This is a genomic window from Shinella sp. GW821-FHT10F02 (genome assembly GCF_058809275.1).
Genome location: NZ_JBXASL010000006.1, coordinates 174,681 through 190,299, shown reverse-complemented (window position 1 = coordinate 190,299; position 15,619 = coordinate 174,681). Strand labels below are relative to the sequence as shown.

At 64.0% G+C, this 15,619-nt stretch carries 22 protein-coding genes and 1 tRNA gene; 10 read left to right on the top strand and 13 right to left on the bottom strand.

Annotation, left to right across the window (positions count from 1 at the left end; translation table 11 throughout):
- Positions 1-35 precede the first annotated feature (35 nt).
- From aroQ to aat, 4 genes are read left to right on the top strand one after another with little or no spacing between them, the layout of a single operon-like run.
- Positions 36-473: a type II 3-dehydroquinate dehydratase gene (gene aroQ, locus AC1RWL_RS19620; RefSeq protein ID WP_256119057.1), complete on the top strand. Its 438-nt coding sequence runs from the start codon at positions 36-38 to the stop codon at positions 471-473.
- Between the two features lie 22 nt (positions 474-495).
- Positions 496-957: an acetyl-CoA carboxylase biotin carboxyl carrier protein gene (accB, locus tag AC1RWL_RS19615; protein ID WP_256119056.1), complete on the top strand. Its 462-nt coding sequence runs from the start codon at positions 496-498 to the stop codon at positions 955-957.
- Positions 958-967: 10 nt separating this feature from the next.
- Positions 968-2,314 (top strand): acetyl-CoA carboxylase biotin carboxylase subunit, encoded by a 1,347-nt coding sequence (accC, locus tag AC1RWL_RS19610; protein WP_256119055.1) that lies wholly within the window; start codon positions 968-970, stop codon positions 2,312-2,314.
- 12 nt (positions 2,315-2,326) lie between these two features.
- Positions 2,327-2,941: a leucyl/phenylalanyl-tRNA--protein transferase gene (gene aat / locus AC1RWL_RS19605; protein WP_493096275.1), complete on the top strand. Its 615-nt coding sequence runs from the start codon at positions 2,327-2,329 to the stop codon at positions 2,939-2,941.
- Between the two features lie 21 nt (positions 2,942-2,962).
- On the opposite strand, the gene AC1RWL_RS19600 is transcribed toward aat, so the two are convergent.
- From AC1RWL_RS19600 to gatB, 4 genes are all read right to left on the bottom strand, one after another.
- Complete coding sequence (locus AC1RWL_RS19600; protein ID WP_493096276.1) at positions 2,963-3,412, bottom strand: DUF2155 domain-containing protein; 450 nt, start codon at positions 3,410-3,412, stop codon at positions 2,963-2,965.
- A 76-nt stretch (positions 3,413-3,488) separates the two neighbouring features.
- Positions 3,489-3,887, bottom strand: coding sequence for an NADH:ubiquinone oxidoreductase subunit NDUFA12 (locus AC1RWL_RS19595; protein ID WP_493096277.1), 399 nt, complete (start codon positions 3,885-3,887; stop codon positions 3,489-3,491).
- 127 nt (positions 3,888-4,014) lie between these two features.
- Complete coding sequence (locus AC1RWL_RS19590; RefSeq protein WP_493096278.1) at positions 4,015-4,515, bottom strand: GNAT family N-acetyltransferase; 501 nt, start codon at positions 4,513-4,515, stop codon at positions 4,015-4,017.
- 4 nt (positions 4,516-4,519) lie between these two features.
- The gene (gene gatB, locus AC1RWL_RS19585; protein ID WP_439617098.1) at positions 4,520-6,022 is read right to left on the bottom strand and encodes an Asp-tRNA(Asn)/Glu-tRNA(Gln) amidotransferase subunit GatB; all 1,503 of its coding nucleotides are present in this window, start codon (positions 6,020-6,022) and stop codon (positions 4,520-4,522) included.
- A gap of 131 nt (positions 6,023-6,153) precedes the next feature.
- Here gatB and AC1RWL_RS19580 point away from each other — a divergent pair, with 131 nt between their 5' ends.
- From AC1RWL_RS19580 to AC1RWL_RS19565, 4 genes are all read left to right on the top strand, one after another.
- Positions 6,154-6,459, top strand: a complete 306-nt coding sequence (locus tag AC1RWL_RS19580; protein ID WP_493096279.1) for a DUF1294 domain-containing protein — start codon at positions 6,154-6,156, stop codon at positions 6,457-6,459.
- Positions 6,460-6,517: 58 nt separating this feature from the next.
- On the top strand, positions 6,518-6,961 hold the full coding sequence (locus AC1RWL_RS19575; protein WP_493096280.1) for an RrF2 family transcriptional regulator: 444 nt from the start codon (positions 6,518-6,520) through the stop codon (positions 6,959-6,961).
- An 83-nt stretch (positions 6,962-7,044) separates the two neighbouring features.
- Positions 7,045-7,947, top strand: coding sequence for an NAD(P)/FAD-dependent oxidoreductase (locus AC1RWL_RS19570; protein WP_493096281.1), 903 nt, complete (start codon positions 7,045-7,047; stop codon positions 7,945-7,947).
- Between the two features lie 292 nt (positions 7,948-8,239).
- Positions 8,240-8,497, top strand: coding sequence for a YjhX family toxin (locus tag AC1RWL_RS19565; protein WP_256119045.1), 258 nt, complete (start codon positions 8,240-8,242; stop codon positions 8,495-8,497).
- A 39-nt stretch (positions 8,498-8,536) separates the two neighbouring features.
- Here AC1RWL_RS19565 and AC1RWL_RS19560 read toward each other — a convergent pair whose 3' ends face one another.
- The 7 genes from AC1RWL_RS19560 to AC1RWL_RS19530 all read right to left on the bottom strand — a co-directional run bounded on the left by AC1RWL_RS19560 (position 8,537) and on the right by AC1RWL_RS19530 (position 14,123).
- The gene (locus AC1RWL_RS19560) at positions 8,537-9,049 is read right to left on the bottom strand and encodes a GNAT family N-acetyltransferase (protein WP_493096282.1); all 513 of its coding nucleotides are present in this window, start codon (positions 9,047-9,049) and stop codon (positions 8,537-8,539) included.
- Between the two features lie 118 nt (positions 9,050-9,167).
- A complete protein-coding gene (locus AC1RWL_RS19555) occupies positions 9,168-10,313 on the bottom strand; it encodes a slipin family protein (RefSeq protein WP_493096283.1) in 1,146 nt (381 codons plus the stop codon).
- Between the two features lie 437 nt (positions 10,314-10,750).
- A tRNA-OTHER gene (locus AC1RWL_RS19550) sits at positions 10,751-10,824 on the bottom strand.
- A gap of 235 nt (positions 10,825-11,059) precedes the next feature.
- Positions 11,060-12,541 (bottom strand): Asp-tRNA(Asn)/Glu-tRNA(Gln) amidotransferase subunit GatA, encoded by a 1,482-nt coding sequence (gene gatA / locus AC1RWL_RS19545; protein ID WP_493096284.1) that lies wholly within the window; start codon positions 12,539-12,541, stop codon positions 11,060-11,062.
- A gap of 17 nt (positions 12,542-12,558) precedes the next feature.
- Positions 12,559-13,023: a GNAT family N-acetyltransferase gene (locus tag AC1RWL_RS19540; RefSeq protein WP_493096285.1), complete on the bottom strand. Its 465-nt coding sequence runs from the start codon at positions 13,021-13,023 to the stop codon at positions 12,559-12,561.
- Between the two features lie 3 nt (positions 13,024-13,026).
- The gene (gene gatC, locus AC1RWL_RS19535) at positions 13,027-13,314 is read right to left on the bottom strand and encodes an Asp-tRNA(Asn)/Glu-tRNA(Gln) amidotransferase subunit GatC (RefSeq protein WP_256119040.1); all 288 of its coding nucleotides are present in this window, start codon (positions 13,312-13,314) and stop codon (positions 13,027-13,029) included.
- Positions 13,315-13,418: 104 nt separating this feature from the next.
- Entirely contained in the window at positions 13,419-14,123 is a 705-nt protein-coding gene (locus AC1RWL_RS19530; protein WP_439628031.1) for a metal-dependent hydrolase, read from the bottom strand.
- Positions 14,124-14,244: 121 nt separating this feature from the next.
- Here AC1RWL_RS19530 and AC1RWL_RS19525 point away from each other — a divergent pair, with 121 nt between their 5' ends.
- Together AC1RWL_RS19525 and ruvX are read left to right on the top strand one after the other, a co-directional pair.
- A complete protein-coding gene (locus AC1RWL_RS19525; RefSeq protein ID WP_256119037.1) occupies positions 14,245-14,541 on the top strand; it encodes an alkylphosphonate utilization protein in 297 nt (98 codons plus the stop codon).
- 13 nt (positions 14,542-14,554) lie between these two features.
- A complete protein-coding gene (ruvX, locus tag AC1RWL_RS19520; RefSeq protein WP_493096286.1) occupies positions 14,555-15,040 on the top strand; it encodes a Holliday junction resolvase RuvX in 486 nt (161 codons plus the stop codon).
- Here the strand turns inward: ruvX and AC1RWL_RS19515 are convergent.
- Both AC1RWL_RS19515 and AC1RWL_RS19510 read right to left on the bottom strand, forming a co-directional pair.
- Positions 14,986-15,312: a DUF6105 family protein gene (locus tag AC1RWL_RS19515; RefSeq protein ID WP_493096287.1), complete on the bottom strand. Its 327-nt coding sequence runs from the start codon at positions 15,310-15,312 to the stop codon at positions 14,986-14,988. The two genes, ruvX and AC1RWL_RS19515, sit on opposite strands and share 55 nt — an antisense overlap.
- A complete protein-coding gene (locus AC1RWL_RS19510; RefSeq protein WP_256119034.1) occupies positions 15,309-15,440 on the bottom strand; it encodes a hypothetical protein in 132 nt (43 codons plus the stop codon). The genes AC1RWL_RS19515 and AC1RWL_RS19510 overlap by 4 nt, the downstream gene beginning before the upstream one ends.
- Positions 15,441-15,619 lie beyond the last annotated feature (179 nt).

Genomic DNA, 15,619 nt, shown 5'->3' with positions numbered 1-15,619 from the left:
ATAGGTAATCCTCTATCCAGCATGCGGAATTGCGAATGGCTTCACCCCTTTTTGTGCTCAACGGCCCCAACCTGAACGCACTCGGCAAGCGCGAGCCCGGTATCTATGGCGGGCATACGCTCGCCGATATCGAAGCGCTCTGCACGGCCGAGGGCGAGAAGCTGGGCTTTGCCGTGGATTTCCGCCAGTCCAATCACGAAGGTGACCTGGTCGACTGGATCCATGAGGCCGGCGACACGGCCGTCGGTATCGCCATCAATGCCGGTGCCTATACCCACACCTCGATCGCGCTGCATGACGCCATCCGCGCCATCAAGATCCCGGTGGTCGAGCTGCACCTTTCCAATGTGCATGCCCGCGAAGAATTCCGCCACAAATCGATGATCGCGCCCGCTGTGAAGGGCGTCATCTGCGGTTTCGGGGCGCACAGCTACATCCTCGCGCTCCACGCGCTTTCGTCCATCACGAAATAAGAAAAAACAGAGGCTCACTTCCATGGCTGACAAGAAACACGGCATCGATCAGGGTCTGATCCGCGATCTCGCCAACATCCTCAACGAGACGGACCTGACAGAGATCGAAGTGGAGCAGGACGACCTGCGCATCCGCGTCTCGCGTGCCGGCACCCCGCAATATGTCCAGGCGCCGATCGCAGCTCCGGCCGCCTATGCTGCGCCAGCGGCAGCGGCAGCCGCCCCGGTCGTCGTCGACGCGCGCAACAACAAGAACGCCGTCACGGCCCCGATGGTCGGCACCGCTTACCTCTCGCCCGCCCCGGGCTCGCGCCCCTTCATCGAGGTCGGCGCGACGGTCAAGGAAGGCCAGACCATCCTCATCATCGAAGCCATGAAGACGATGAACCAGATCCCGGCGCCGCGCTCGGGCAAGGTCACCGAAATCCTCGTGCAGGATTCGAGCCCGGTCGAGTACGGCGAACCGCTCATCGTCATCGAATAAGGTGGCTCAGATGATCTCCAAAGTCCTCATTGCCAACCGCGGCGAGATCGCGCTCCGGGTCCTTCGGGCCTGCAAGGAGTTGGGCATCGCCACGGTTGCCGTGCATTCGACGGCGGATGCCGACGCCATGCATGTCCGCCTTGCCGATGAGAGCGTGTGCATCGGCCCGCCGCCGTCACGCGAAAGCTACCTCAACATCCACCAGATCGTCGCCGCCTGCGAGATCACCGGCGCCGACGCCGTGCATCCGGGCTACGGCTTCCTGTCGGAAAACGCCAAGTTCGCGGAAATTCTTGACGCGCACGGCATCACCTTCATCGGCCCGACCGCGGAACATATCCGCATCATGGGCGACAAGATCACCGCCAAGAAGACGGCGGAGGCGCTCGGCATCCCGGTCGTTCCGGGCTCCGAAGGCGAGGTGAAGCCGGAGAACGCGCTGGAAATCGCCCGCCAGATCGGCTTCCCCGTGCTCATCAAGGCAACCGCCGGCGGCGGCGGCCGCGGCATGAAGGTCGCCAAGAACGAGGACGATCTCGAGGAAGCCGTCTCGACGGCCCGTTCCGAGGCGCTCGCCGCCTTCGGCAACGATGCCGTCTACATGGAAAAGTATCTCGGCAAGCCGCGCCACATCGAAATCCAGGTCGTCGGCGACGGCATGGGCAATGCGGTGCATCTGGGTGAACGCGACTGCTCCTTGCAGCGCCGCCACCAGAAGGTCTGGGAAGAGGCGAACTCCCCGGCCCTCAATGTCGAACAGCGCATGAAGATCGGCCAGATCTGCGCCGACGCCATGATGAAGCTGAAATATCGCGGTGCCGGCACGGTAGAGTTCCTCTACGAGAACGGCGAGTTCTACTTCATCGAAATGAACACCCGCCTCCAGGTGGAGCACCCGATCACCGAAGCGATCACCGGCATCGACCTCGTGCACGAGCAGATTCGCGTCGCCTCCGGTGCCGGCCTCTCGGTGCGCCAGGAAGACATCGTCTTCTCCGGCCATGCCATCGAATGCCGCATCAATGCGGAAGACCCGCGCACCTTCGTGCCCTCGCCAGGCACGATCACGCATTTCCATGCGCCGGGCGGCCTTGGCGTGCGCGTCGATTCGGGCGCCTATCAGGGCTACAAGATCCCGCCCTATTACGACAGCCTGATCGGCAAGCTCATCGTGCACGGCCGCACCCGCGTGGAATGCATGATGCGCCTGCGCCGCGTTCTGGACGAGTTCGTCATCGACGGCATCAAGACGACGCTGCCGCTGTTCCAGGACCTGATCGGCAACCAGGACATCGCCAACGGCGATTACGACATCCATTGGCTGGAGAATTATCTGGCCGATAAGACCGACGCCTGAGGGGCGTCGGTTATGGCAGGGCGTCGCGGACGGCACCCGGAAATCACGCCGGAACTGCTTTTGCGCGCCTATTCCATCGGGCTCTTCCCGATGGCCGATTCGGCGGACGACCCGGAGCTCTTCTGGGTCGAGCCGGACATGCGGGGCGTCATTCCGCTCGATGAGTTCCACGTCTCGCGCAGCCTTGCGAAAACCATCCGCAAAAACCCGTTCGACATCCGCTTCGACACCGCCTTCGACGCGGTGATGGCCGCCTGCGCCGAAGCCGCACCCGATCGGCCGTCGACCTGGATCAACGCAAAGATCCGCTCGCTCTACGGAACACTGCACCGCATGGGCCATGCCCATTCGGTGGAGGCATGGGAGGGCGATCGCCTCATCGGCGGCCTCTACGGCGTCTCGCTGGGCGCGGCCTTCTTCGGCGAGAGCATGTTCTCCCGCCGCACCGACGCCTCGAAAATCTGCCTCGTGCATCTGGTGGAGCGGCTGAAAGCCCGCGGCTTCCGACTGCTCGACACGCAGTTCACCACCGAGCACCTGAAGTCGTTCGGCGCAGTCGACGTGCCGAAGATCGAATACGAAGACATGCTGGCGAACGCGCTGGCGTCACCACATCTGCCGTTTTAGCATTCTTGGGAAAATCGAAGCCTACTCGGTCTTCGTCTCTGCATCTTCCGGCGGCGGTACGTCGGACTTGGCCTTGCACTCGATGAGCCAGACGTCATAGACGGGGTGCTCGACGGCGTTGAGGCCGGGGCTGTCGGCGAACATCCAGCCGGTGAAGATGCGACGGATCTTGCGGTCGAGGGTGATTTCGTCGACCTCGACGAAGGTGGTGACCTTCTGCGCCTCGGTGTCGTCGCGGCTGTAGCAGACCTTCGGCGTCACCTGGAGCGCGCCGAACTGCACCGTCTCGCCGATATAGACGTCGAAATTGGTGATGCGGCCGGTTATCTTGTCGATGCCGGAGAAGACGGCGACCGGGTTTTCCACCCGCGCGGCCTGGGACAGGGCGGGTGTCGCGACGACGCCGACGGCCGCAAGCGCGACCGAAACGAACCGCCGTCCGGCGTTTGCCCGAAAAAACCCGAATGTCATGAATGCCGTCTCCTGCGATCTGCACCGGTTTTCGCCGGCCGCTTGGAGCTACCGGCGAATTGTGGCCAAATCGGTATCAGTTGCCCGGCGTCCAGGCATCGTAGTCGCCCGTCACGCGCGGACGCTCGCCGGCAACGGCGATCGAGCCCGGCGGGCGATAGGCCTGCGCGCTGCCGGTCCCGTTCGGGCGGTGCGGCTTTTCCCATTCGCGCGCCTTGTAGGTCTCGTCGGCGGGGGAAACATCCGTGCGGTGGTGCATCCAGCCGTGCCAGCCCGGCGGGATGGCGGAGGCTTCGGCATAACCTTTGTAGATCACCCAGCGGCGCGTGCGGCCTTCGGAATCCTTGGCCGTGCCCTGATAGTAGATATTGCCCAATTCGTCTTCGCCGACCTTGGTGCCGAAGCGCCAGGTGTGAAAACGGGTGCCGATCGTCTGACCGTTCCACCAGGTGAAAATCTGCGTGAGGAGGTTCATGGGTTGGCATCCTTGGCAGGGCCATGCCGGAAGCGCGGCCCGCGACTGAATATTCTTCCGCTTATGGCGCGCGGGCGCCGGAATGTCCAGCGATTCCCACGCCTTCGCACACGCCTTTTCGCCGCACTCAGGCGCCGAGCGGCTTCTCGTAGACATGCAGCGGCACGCCCGAAACGTCGTCCGCCGTGTGTTTCGACTCGCCGACCTTGGCAAAGCCGTGCGCGTAGTAGAAGGCGATCGCCGCATCGTTGCGCGGATCGACTTCGAGGATCATCGCATTGGCATCGGGAAAGCAGGTTTCCAGCTCGGCGAACATGTCGCGGCCGATGCCCTGCCGCTGGTAGCGCGGCAGCACGTAGAGCTGGTGCAGCAGCACGGTCTTCGGCCGTTCCTTCCACATGGCCGCAAAGCCCATGCCGGCAAGTTCCTTGCCGTTGTCGGCCACGACGAATTCCGCGTCCTTGCGCTCCAGCCGGCTTTTCAGCGCCGGCACGGCATGCCAGCGCGCGGTGATCTGGCTTACCTTGTCGGCACCGTAGAGGGCGTCATAGGTCGCGTGCCACGTCTCGGCCAGCAGCGCGCTGACCTTGACCAGATCGCCCTCGGACGCCGTGCGGACGAAGAACACGGGATCAGTCCTCCAGGCCGAGCTTGGCCTTGACGAGGGCCTGCACGGCCTGCGGATTGGCCTTGCCGCCCGTCGCCTTCATCACCTGGCCGACGAACCAGCCGGCAAGCGTCGGCTTGGCCAGAACCTTGGCCACCTGGTCCGGGTTGGCGGCAATGATCTCGTCGACCGCCTTCTCGATGGCGCCGGTGTCCGTCACCTGCTTCATGCCGCGCGTCTCGACGATCTCGGCCGGGTTGCCGCCTTCGGTCCAGACGATCTCGAAGAGGTCCTTGGCGATCTTGCCGGAGATGGTGCCGTCCTTGATGAGATCGATGATGCCGCCGAGCTGGTCGGGCGAAACCGGAGTCTCTTCAATGGCTTTGCCGTCCTTGTTCAAGGCGCCCAGCAAGTCGTTGATCACCCAGTTGGCGGCAATCTTGCCGTCGCGGCCGGCGGCAACGGCCTCGTAATAGTCAGCAATCGCCTTTTCGGAGACCAGCACCGAGGCGTCGTAGACGGAAAGGCCCAGATCCTTGACGAAGCGAATCTTCTTGTCGTCCGGCAGTTCCGGCAGGTCGGCCAGCAGCTTGCCGACGAATTCGTTGTCGAATTCCAGCGGCAGCAGGTCCGGATCGGGGAAGTAGCGGTAGTCGTGCGCGTCTTCCTTCGAGCGCATCGAGCGCGTCTCGCCCTTGCCGGGATCGAAGAGACGGGTTTCCTGATCGATCGAACCGCCATCCTCCAGAATACCGATCTGACGGCGGGCTTCGTATTCGATCGCCTGGCCGATGAAGCGGATGGAGTTGACGTTCTTGATCTCGCAGCGCGTGCCAAAACCTTCGCCCGGGCGGCGCACGGAGACGTTGACGTCAGCGCGCATCGAGCCCTCGTCCATGTTGCCGTCGCAGGTGCCGAGATAGCGCACGATGGAGCGCAGCTTCGTCATATAGGCCTTGGCCTCGTCGGACGAGCGCATGTCCGGCTTCGAGACGATCTCCATCAGCGCCACGCCCGAACGGTTGAGGTCGACATAGGACATGGTCGGATGCTGGTCGTGCATCGACTTGCCGGCGTCCTGCTCCAGATGCAGGCGCTCGATGCCGATTTCGATATCCTCGAAATTGCCCTGGCGGTCGGGGCCGAGCGAGATGACGATCTTGCCCTCGCCGACGATCGGGTCCTTGAACTGCGAGATCTGGTAGCCCTGCGGCAGGTCCGGATAGAAGTAGTTCTTGCGGTCGAAGATCGAGCGATGGTTGATCTGCGCCTTGAGGCCGAGGCCAGTGCGCACGGCTTGGCGCACGCATTCCTCGTTGATGACCGGCAGCATGCCGGGCATGGCGGCATCGACGAGCGAAACGTTGGCATTCGGCGCCTTGCCGAACTCGGTGGAGGCACCGGAAAACAGCTTGGAATTGGAGAGAACCTGCGCGTGCACCTCCATGCCGATGATGACTTCCCAATCGCCGGTGGCGCCGGGAATGAAGCGTTTCGGATCGGGGGTGCGGACGTCGACGAGGGTCATGGCAGGCTCTTGGCTCGGGTGTCTTCGGTTGCTGTCTCGGTAGAACATATGGGCAGGCCGCGCAAGGTTTTCAGCGGGTGCGGCGCGCCGTCGTTAGCCAAGCCGCAAGGATGATCGGCTAAAGACAGGCGATGGGCACGGCAACAACGCTTCTGATCATTTTCCTTCTCGTGAACGTCGTGACGTTCTGCGTCTTCTGGTGGGACAAGGAGGCCGCGCGGGATGGCCATTGGCGTGTTTCCGAAGCGCGGCTGCTGCAATTCGCGTTTATCGGCGGCAGCCTCGGCGCCTTTGCCGCGCAACGGTTGCTGCGGCACAAGACGCGCAAGGAGCCGTTTCGCACGCAGTTGATGGCAATCCTGATCCTGCACGCGGCGCTGATCCCGGTGACGCTAATCTTCGGTCCTTCCCTTTACCAGATGCTGCGCGCCGGCTGAGATCACCCTCTCGTCGACAAGGTTGACATGCGGCGCATTTCGTAACTATTATTGTTACATGAAAAGAAACAGCCGCCTTTCCGCCGTGCTTCACGCACTCATGCACATGGCCGAGCGCGACGCGCCGATGACCTCGGACGATCTCGCGCTTTGCCTCGATACCAACGCCGTCGTCGTGCGGCGCACCATGGCCGGGCTTCGCGATGCCGGCATCGTGCAATCCGGCCGCGGCCATGGCGGCGGCTGGCACTTTGCCAGGCCGCTTGCCGAGATCTCGCTGCTCGACATCTACAATGCGCTCGGCGAACCGATCGTCTTCCAGATCGGCCCGGCGACGGAAATGCCGGGCTGCGTGGTCGAGCAATCCGTCAACCGGGTAATCGGCGATGCGCTGAAGGATGCGGAAGCAATCCTGATGGCGCGCTTTGCCGGCACGACGCTTGCCGATCTCGCCGCCGACTTTCGGGTGGCGGTAAAACACTGCCGGGCCGATACGGGCTGACGGCAGCCAACTCCAAAGACCCGCATCGAACGACCGGTACCCGCCGGGCGAACGATGCCGCACGTTCCATGAAAGGATCTACCATGACCGAAGATGCCATCATCATCGGCGGGGGCTTTGCCGGCCTTTCCGCTGCCATGCAGCTCGCCCGCGCCCGCCGCCGCATCACCATTCTCGACACCGGCGAACCGCGCAACCGCTTCTCCCCGCATTCCCATGGCTTCCTCGCGCAGGATGGCCGGCCGGGGCGCGATATTCTGGCGGATGCCCGCCGCCAGCTTGCCGCCTACGAGACCGTCACCTTCCGCGACGCGCCGGCCGAAAAGCTGGAGGGCGAGATCGACGGCTTTTCCATCCTCACCGGCGATGGCGGGCGGATCGACGCCCGGCGCGTTCTGCTCGCCACCGGCTTCGAGGACCAGCTGCCGGATGTGCCCGGCCTTGCCGAGCGCTGGGGCAAGACGGTGCTGCATTGCCCCTATTGCCACGGCTACGAGGTCGGCGGCGGGCCGGTCGGCGTGCTGGCCCGCACGGCGGATGCCGCGCGCTTCGCGGCGCTTGTCGCCGATTGGGGCGGCGTGACGCTCTTCACCAACGGGACGCCGGAGCCGGACGACGCGACCCTCGCCTTGCTGGAGCAGCGCGCCGTAAAGCTGCGGCCGGGCCGCGTCACGGCCATCGCGGATGGGCCGAACGGCATGCTCTCCGTCGAGACCGGGCCGGGCATTCCGACGCTGGTCAAGGCGCTCTTCGTCATGCCGGAAGCGCGGGTGCGCAGCGCGATCCCCGGCGATCGCGGCCTCACGCTGAAGGAAACGCCGGTCGGCAAGATCATCCAGACGGACGAGACCGGCCAGACGTCTCTCCCCGGGCTTTATGCCGCCGGCGACATCGCGCTCGGCCCGGGAAACATCACGCTTGCCGCCGCCGATGGCGTGAAGACGGGTGTTATGCTGCACCACTCGCTGATCTGGCCGACGCATTGACGTTCGCGAATGTCGCGGTTATTTCGGGACATCCGGCTAAATCGGATTCCACCTTTTCAAGGCGGGATCCGATTTAGGAATGTTCGTTGAGCATGTCGTTCTCGCAAAACCGCAAACACTTTTGCGCGACATGCTTGTGGAGTTTTGATGTCTAACTCGTCAGAGACCTGCTGAGGACCCTGCCCGCTCATCAATGCGCGCAGGGTCAGAAAAAACGATGAACCCTGCCACCCCGTGGGTGGCGGAACGTTTTTTCGCGTTCATTCGAACGCCAGACGGATTTCTCAAGACAATGGACATTTCCCGCGCCGAACAGCGCATTCTCCACCTGCTCGCCCAGGGCGGCAGGATCGACATCGAAAAAGACGAAAACCGCAAGATCGTGAGCGTCGCCTGCATTACGCGGGACGGCTGGCGCGCCAGCGGGCTCGATATCGAGCTCTTCCGCAAGCTGAAGCGCCGGCGCAGCATCGCGTCCTCCGGCGGCAGGCCCTACCGCATCACGCAGCGGGGGCTGGAGTTGGTGCGCTCGCAACTGGACAACCAATAAGAAGGGGCGGGAGGCGCGGCGAAAGCCCCGCCTCCCCCCTCAAAACCCGTCCGGCCCGTAGCCGATCGGCGCATCCTCGACGAGCTGCCGGCGCAGGCCGATCGATTCCACGTCCCTGTCGAGACGCTCGGAATAATCGACGGAAAGCCAGCTAACGGAATAGCCATGCTTCTGGAAGAACCCCACGGCCGCCGTGTTGCGCGCATGGGTCTGGAGGCGTGCCGCCTCGAAGTCGGCGGCGATGATTTCCGCCTCCATGACCGCGAGCAACGCTGCGCCAACACCCTTCTTCTGATGGAGCGGATCGACCCATAGGTCGGTGATCTCGTCGTCGAAAGATTCGCGTGAGGCCCAGCCGGCAAGTCCGCCGTCGAACTCGGCGACGCTCACCCGCAGCCAATGGCGGCCGAGGAACTGCTGGAAGGCATTGCGGGCGTGGTCGCGCCGCACCTGAAGGTCGGCGACACCGACGACGGCCTGTTCCCAGGCCCGAACGCCGATTTCGACGATGGCCGGAACATCCTCCTCACGGGCGTTGCGAACGGTGATCATACCGCCATCAAAGCATTGCGCCCCGCCCTTGGCGAGAGAGCCAAAGGTCTATCCACGGAGATGATGGGGAGCGTTGTCGCAAAACGGAACCGCCCGGCCTTGCCGGCCGGGCGCTCCCTTACTTGTCGCGGAGCTGGACGATATCGTTCATCAGACCCGCCGTCCCGTTGTGGATGGTCAGGCGCTCCACCTTTCCGGCGATGGCTTCAAGGGCTTCGAGCTCCTTCAGCCGCAGCATGACCGGGTTTTCCGCCATCACCTTTGCCGTGTTGAGCAGCGAACGGGTGGCGTTCGTTTCCTCGCGGCGGCGGATGATGTTGGCTTCGGCCTGCTTTTCCGCCGCGACGACCTGGTTGAGGAGGTCGCGCATCTCGCCCGGCAGGATCACGTCCTTGAGCTCGATGGCCGAGACCTCGATCCCGATCGCCGCCATGTCGGCGCGCACCTTCTCGGCGGCCTCCGCGTTGACCGTCACCTTGCGCTCAAGGATCTGGTCGAGCGTCAGCGTGCCGAGCGTCTGGCGGAAGGCGAACTGCAGCGCCCGGTACAGGGCATCCGCAAAGTCCTTCACCTCCGAGACCGCCTTCAGCGGGTCGGCGACGCGGTATTCGGCGGAAATGTTCACCCGGATCGTGACCTTGTCCCGGGTCAGCAGTTCCTGACCGGTCACGTCGAGCGACTGGCGCTTGAGGTCGACCACGCGCACTTGGATCGTCTTGCCGACGTTCCAGAAGGCGTGCATGCCCGGCTCCAGCGTGCGCTGGTGCATCCCGTCGACGAAGAGCAGGCCGACCTGACCATCGTTGACGATGAAGGCCGTCGTCAGCTCCGTGCGGCGGGCGCGCGTCAGCCGGCGCATCAGCTCCGGATCGATGTCGAGCCGATCCTTGAGATCGACGCGCGTCTCGGTCCACGGACCTGCCGCGTTCCACACCACGAGCTTCTGGTTCGGCGCGAGCACCGAAAAGAGCTCGCCGTCGCGCTCGACGACCGCCACATCGCGGCTTGCCGTCCGGAAGACCGTCAGTTCGCGGGTTGCCACCACCGGGAGCGTGTCGAACAACGGCTTCTCATAGGCGGAAGTGAAGGCCGGGCGGTTCACGTCGTGGCGCTCCAGCTCGAGCATGCCGCGGCGGTTCGGCAGGGCGTGTTCGCCCGGTCCGAAAATGCCGAGCACCTCTCCCCTGTAGAGGGCGAGCACGCGTTCGTTGGCCTTCACGAGGACGCGCTGGCGCCCCAAAATCATATCGAGAAACGTCGTCATTGTTCTTGCTCCTTCGGGTCATACGCTACGTCACGAACCGATCTTCCTTTCGTTGATGATGTCGTTTGGCATCGGCAAGTTGTCTTGTCAGTTCCCAGAGAAACCCTGATCGCCCGGGGAACCCGCGGGCGGGGCATGCGAAGAGTGATCCGAGGACCGGATGGCGGCCATCGGCGGTGGGCTTTCGGGAGAGGACCGCGCGGCCTTTCGGCGGGCTCGGGAGCGTCACGCTCCCTCGCTGGCCGGAAGGCGGCTTGGCCGTCACCGCGAACCGGACCGCAAACGTCCGGCGTCGGGCTTTCCGGGTTCCCCGGTCCGCCGTCCGCAGTCCGGTCCCCGGACCGGATATCGAGACAGCTTGGAAGGCTGTTTGGAGAAGGATTCGAACCTTCCACAGTCAGAGTAACAGTCTGATGCTCTACCACTGAGCTATCCAATGGAGCAGACAACGGGAATCGAACCCGCGACCTCCGGAGGAATGTCCGGCGCTCTACCGCTGAGCTAGGTCCGCAAACCAGTCTTCATGGTGCGGCATCCGTACACGACGACGGCAGGGCCGCCTCGCGCGGGAGGAGCGTGAAACTCCATCCGTTGACATCCGCACCGGCTGAACGACCGGGAGGGCGCGTTTATTCTCGACTTATGCGGGGATCAAGCGAAAAAAGCGCAGGCACGCCTCTCGTAACGGCAGGTGTTGCCGTTACGACACGTTTTGGCGATGACCGAGGTAGAGGGCGAAGTGCCCCTTACCACCACTTGTTCGGCGTGAAGCGGCCGGCGGCCTTTTCGATGACATGGGCGGTCTTGAAGAGGATTTCTTCCTCGAAGGGCTTGCCGATCAGCTGGAGGCTGAGGGGCAGGCCCTTGTGGTCGAGACCGGCGGGGACGGAGAGGCCCGGCAGGCCCGCCATGTTCACCGTCACGGTGAAGATGTCCTGGAGATACATCTTCACCGGATCGGAGGCGAGATCCTCGTCGGCGATGCCGAAGGCCGAGGACGGGGTGGCGGGGGTGAGGATCGCGTCGACGCCGGCGTTGAAGGCGAGTTCGAAGTCGCGCTTGATCAGCGTGCGAACCTTCTGGGCCTGGAGGTAATAGGCGTCGTAGTAGCCGGCCGACAGGACGTAGGTGCCGATCATGATGCGGCGCTTGACCTCGGTGCCGAAGCCGGCCGCGCGCGTCTTCTCGTACATGTCGACGATGTCCTTGCCGTCGACGCGCAGGCCGTAGCGCACGCCGTCGTAGCGGGCGAGGTTCGACGAGGCTTCCGCGGGCGCCACGATGTAATAGGCCGGGAGCGCGTATTTCGTGTGCGGCAGGGAAATGTCGACGATCTCGGCGCCGGCATCCTTCAGCCAGGCGATACCCTGCTGCCAGAGCGCCTCGATCTCCTCCGGCATGCCATCGACGCGGTATTCACGCGGGATGCCGATGCGCATGCCCTTCAGCGACTGGCCGAGCGCGGCTTCGTAATCCGGCACCGGCAGGTCCACAGAGGTCGTATCCTTGGCGTCAACGCTGGCCATGGACTTCAAGAGGACCGCAGCATCGCGCACGTCGCGGGCGATCGGGCCGGCCTGGTCGAGCGATGAGGCGAAGGCGACGATGCCCCAGCGCGAGCAGCGGCCATAGGTCGGCTTGATGCCAACGGTGCCGGTGAAGGCGGCGGGCTGGCGGATCGAGCCGCCGGTATCCGTTGCGGTGGCGCCGGCGCAGAGAAACGCGGCGACGGCTGCGGCAGAACCGCCCGACGAGCCGCCGGGCACGAGATCGAGGTTGGAGCCCGTGGCGCGCCACGGGTTCTTGACCGGGCCGTAATAGGACGACTCGTTGGAGGAGCCCATGGCGAACTCGTCCATGTTCAGCTTGCCGAGCATGACGGCGCCGTCGTTCCAGAGGTTCTGGGTGACGGTCGATTCGTATTTCGGCGCAAAACCGTCGAGGATGTGGCTGCAGGCCTGCGTGTGCACGCCTTCGGTGGCGAACAGGTCCTTGATGCCGAGCGGGATGCCTTCCAGCGCGCCGGCCTTGCCTTCGGCGATGCGGCCGTCGGAGGCCTTGGCCATGTCGCGCGCCTTTTCCGGCGTGACGGTGACATAGGCATTGATTGCCGGGTTCGCCGCCTCGATCGCGCCGAGATAGGCGTCCGTCAGCTCGACGGCGGTGATCTCCTTGGCGCCGAGCTTTTCGCGGGCTTCGGCAATGGTCAGGCGGGTCAGATCGGTCATGGTGCGGTCACTTCAGGTCAGGCAGCGAGAAGCTGCTTTTGGTAAAATATGGAAAACGGTGAAGCCGGATAGTCGAGCACGGGGCCGCAGCGGGTAAAGCCGGCCTTCTCGTAGATCGCCCAGGCCGCCGGATGCTGGTCGCCGGTTTCGAGCACGAGCGTCGTCAGCTCCTCGCGTTCGGCGACGCTAAGGATTTCGCCGAGGATGCGACGGCCGATGCCCTGCCCCTGCCAGGCCGGCCGGGTGAACATGCGCTTCACCTCGCCTGTGGTCTCGGAATGGCGCTTCAGCGCGCCGCAGCCGACGACGGTGTCGCCGTCGCGGGCGATCCAGACCGTGACGGTCGGCTCGGCCATCTGCTCGACGGTGAGGTGGTAGCAGGCCTCGGGCGGCGACAGCGCGAGCAGGACCGTGTTCAGCTCCGCGATCAGCGTGCGAACCTCATCCTGCAACGGGCTTTCGACGGCGATGGTGACGGCCAAGGATTACTCCACAACCTTCGGAACCTGGAAGAAATTGCGGTCGGTGGCCGGCGCGTTGGCGACGATATCATCGGCCTTGCTGCCGTCGTTGACGACGTCTTCGCGCTTGCGCATCACCATCGGCGTGACGGAGGTCATCGGCTCGACGCCCTCGACATTCACTTCGGAAAGCTGCTCGACGAAGCCGAGGATGCCGTTCAGCTCGCCCGTCATGCGGTTTGCCTCTTCCTCGCTGACGGCAATGCGGGCAAGGCGCGCGACGCGCTTCACGGTGGCTAGATCTACGGACATGATAAGCTCCGGTGGGAAATTTCCTACCCGCTATAATGACCAAGCCCAAGGGGCGCAACGGGGGAATGGCCCCTTCCACGCCCCCTCGCCCGTTTTCCGGCAGCTCAACGCGAGACGACGCTGCCCACGCCCGGCACCTCGATCTTGGCCGATGCGCCGTCCATCGCCTGCACGAAGAGGTCGGCCGTCTGGTCGATGATGCCGAAGGAACCGTAGTGGCAGGGAATGACGGTGTCGAACTTGAAGAAGCGCTGGCAGGCGAGCGCCGCCACGGCACCGCCCATGGTGAAACGGTCGCCGATCGGCACGAGGCCGATTTCCGGCTGGTGCAGTTCCTGGATCAGCGCCATGTCGGAGAAGATGTCCGTGTCGCCCATGTGGTAGAGCGTGGGATCGTTCTCGAAATGCAGGACGAGGCCGTTGGCGCTGCCGAGCGAATGGGAAACGCCGTCCTCGGTGATCTGCGCGGAGGAATGCAGCGCGTTAACGAAGGTGGTGGAGAAGCCGTCGAAATGCACGGTGCCGCCGGTATTGCCCATTTCGAGCTTCTCGACGCCCTTGTTGCCGAGCCAGGAGGCGAGGTCGGCATTTGCCAGCACCGTCGCGCCGGTTTCCCGGGCGATCTGGATGGTGTCGCCGACATGGTCGCCGTGGCCGTGGGTGAGCAGCACATGGGTGAGGCCGGCGACGGCGTCCTTGCGGGTCGATTCGTCAAAGGCGGGGTTGCCGGTGAAGAAGGGGTCGATGAGGATCTTGGCTTTCGCCGTTTCGATGCGGAAGGCGGAATGGCCGAGCCAGGTAATCTTCATGGAGGGTCTCCTGTTTGAATGCTTGCAGAATATAGGCCCGGCGATTGTCGTTTCCATCCGCCGCGCGATCGTTATAAGCGTGGCTTTCGAGATGGAGCAATGTCCTCGCAAGGAGCCCACCATGGCCGACGACGATTATATCTACGACGAAGTGACAGGCGAATGGCGCCCGGCGTCCGAGATCGCGGCGGAGAAGGCGGCGGGCAACGTGGTGCGCGATGCCAGCGGCACCGTGCTTGCGGATGGCGATTCGGTCGTGCTGATCAAGGACCTGAAGGTGAAGGGCGCCGGGCAGACGCTGAAACAGGGCACCGTCATCAAGACGATCCGCCTCACGGAAAACCCGGAAGAGATCGACTGCCGGCACGATGCCATCAAGGGTCTGGTGCTGCGCACCGAATTCGTCCGCAAGCGCTGAGAAGGGTCTGGCCATGGCGACGCTGACACTGGAAGAACTGGCAGGCATCCTCGCCCCCGGCCAGCCGATCGCCGGCCTCGACCTCGGCACCAAGACCATCGGCCTTTCGGTTTCCGATCTCGGCCGCAGGCTCGCCACGCCGCGGCCGGTGCTGAAGCGCGTGAAATTCACCCAGGATGCCGAAGTGCTGCTGGCGTTCGCCGCCAAGGAGAAGGTCGTCGCCTTCGTCATCGGCCTGCCGGTGAACATGGACGGAAGCGCCGGCCCGCGCGTCCAGGCGACGCGCGCCTTCGTGCGATCCATGGCCGACAAGACCGAAATTCCCTTCGTCTACTGGGACGAGCGGCTGTCGACGGTGGCGGCGGAGCGCACGCTGATCGAGATGGATGTGTCGCGCAAGAAGCGGGCCGAACGCATCGATTCGGCCGCCGCCTCCTTCATCCTTCAGGGCGCGCTCGACAGGCTTTCGTCGCTGGCAAGGGCGTCAGAAGACGACTGACGGCGAGCCTGCCACCAGGCCCAGATCTTCTTGCGGCGGCGGAAGGCGATGAGGCCGAGCACCAGGAAACTGTCGAAGATGATGGCGCGCAGCACGAGGGGCGGCAGGTCTTTCGGCGGTATGCCGAGGATGTGGCCGTAGATCTGGAACACCAGGTCATGCGCATCGCGCGTCAGCATGAAGACGCCGAAATTCATGTCGTAGTAGGAGAGCCCGTACCAGCTGCCCAGAAGCGCGATCGGGCCGGCCCACAGGAACAGGAACCACTTCATGCCGCCCTCCTCTTCATCACGAGAAGGTCGCCGGCCGCGAAGATGATCTCGCTCACCGCCACGCCCGCGACAAGCACGAGAAGCGGCACGGCAATATCCACCGCCACGAAACAAAACAGGGTCGTCATGACCGAAATCCGGGCCGTTCTGGCCATACTCAGCACTCGCTCACATGGTTAACACCAGGTAAACGCCACCTTCACCCGTTAACCCTGATCGCGCAACGTAAACCCTTCATTAAGGTTAATATCCACACGGTCGCCGGCGCGCGAATGCCTTGCCAGACCAGCCAAGGCATGGAATGAGC

Coding starts and splice junctions, on each gene's coding strand:
- aroQ (WP_256119057.1), top strand. CDS start 36: ATGGCTTCACCCCTTTTTGTGCTCAACGGCCCCAACCTGAACGCACTC.
- accB (WP_256119056.1), top strand. CDS start 496: ATGGCTGACAAGAAACACGGCATCGATCAGGGTCTGATCCGCGATCTC.
- accC (WP_256119055.1), top strand. CDS start 968: ATGATCTCCAAAGTCCTCATTGCCAACCGCGGCGAGATCGCGCTCCGG.
- aat (WP_493096275.1), top strand. CDS start 2,327: ATGGCAGGGCGTCGCGGACGGCACCCGGAAATCACGCCGGAACTGCTT.
- AC1RWL_RS19600 (WP_493096276.1), bottom strand. CDS start 3,412: ATGACATTCGGGTTTTTTCGGGCAAACGCCGGACGGCGGTTCGTTTCG.
- AC1RWL_RS19595 (WP_493096277.1), bottom strand. CDS start 3,887: ATGAACCTCCTCACGCAGATTTTCACCTGGTGGAACGGTCAGACGATC.
- gatB (WP_439617098.1), bottom strand. CDS start 6,022: ATGACCCTCGTCGACGTCCGCACCCCCGATCCGAAACGCTTCATTCCC.
- AC1RWL_RS19580 (WP_493096279.1), top strand. CDS start 6,154: ATGGGCACGGCAACAACGCTTCTGATCATTTTCCTTCTCGTGAACGTC.
- AC1RWL_RS19575 (WP_493096280.1), top strand. CDS start 6,518: ATGAAAAGAAACAGCCGCCTTTCCGCCGTGCTTCACGCACTCATGCAC.
- AC1RWL_RS19570 (WP_493096281.1), top strand. CDS start 7,045: ATGACCGAAGATGCCATCATCATCGGCGGGGGCTTTGCCGGCCTTTCC.
- AC1RWL_RS19565 (WP_256119045.1), top strand. CDS start 8,240: ATGGACATTTCCCGCGCCGAACAGCGCATTCTCCACCTGCTCGCCCAG.
- AC1RWL_RS19560 (WP_493096282.1), bottom strand. CDS start 9,049: ATGATCACCGTTCGCAACGCCCGTGAGGAGGATGTTCCGGCCATCGTC.
- AC1RWL_RS19555 (WP_493096283.1), bottom strand. CDS start 10,313: ATGACGACGTTTCTCGATATGATTTTGGGGCGCCAGCGCGTCCTCGTG.
- gatA (WP_493096284.1), bottom strand. CDS start 12,541: ATGACCGATCTGACCCGCCTGACCATTGCCGAAGCCCGCGAAAAGCTC.
- gatC (WP_256119040.1), bottom strand. CDS start 13,314: ATGTCCGTAGATCTAGCCACCGTGAAGCGCGTCGCGCGCCTTGCCCGC.
- AC1RWL_RS19530 (WP_439628031.1), bottom strand. CDS start 14,123: ATGAAGATTACCTGGCTCGGCCATTCCGCCTTCCGCATCGAAACGGCG.
- AC1RWL_RS19525 (WP_256119037.1), top strand. CDS start 14,245: ATGGCCGACGACGATTATATCTACGACGAAGTGACAGGCGAATGGCGC.
- ruvX (WP_493096286.1), top strand. CDS start 14,555: ATGGCGACGCTGACACTGGAAGAACTGGCAGGCATCCTCGCCCCCGGC.
- AC1RWL_RS19515 (WP_493096287.1), bottom strand. CDS start 15,312: ATGAAGTGGTTCCTGTTCCTGTGGGCCGGCCCGATCGCGCTTCTGGGC.
- AC1RWL_RS19510 (WP_256119034.1), bottom strand. CDS start 15,440: ATGACGACCCTGTTTTGTTTCGTGGCGGTGGATATTGCCGTGCCGCTT.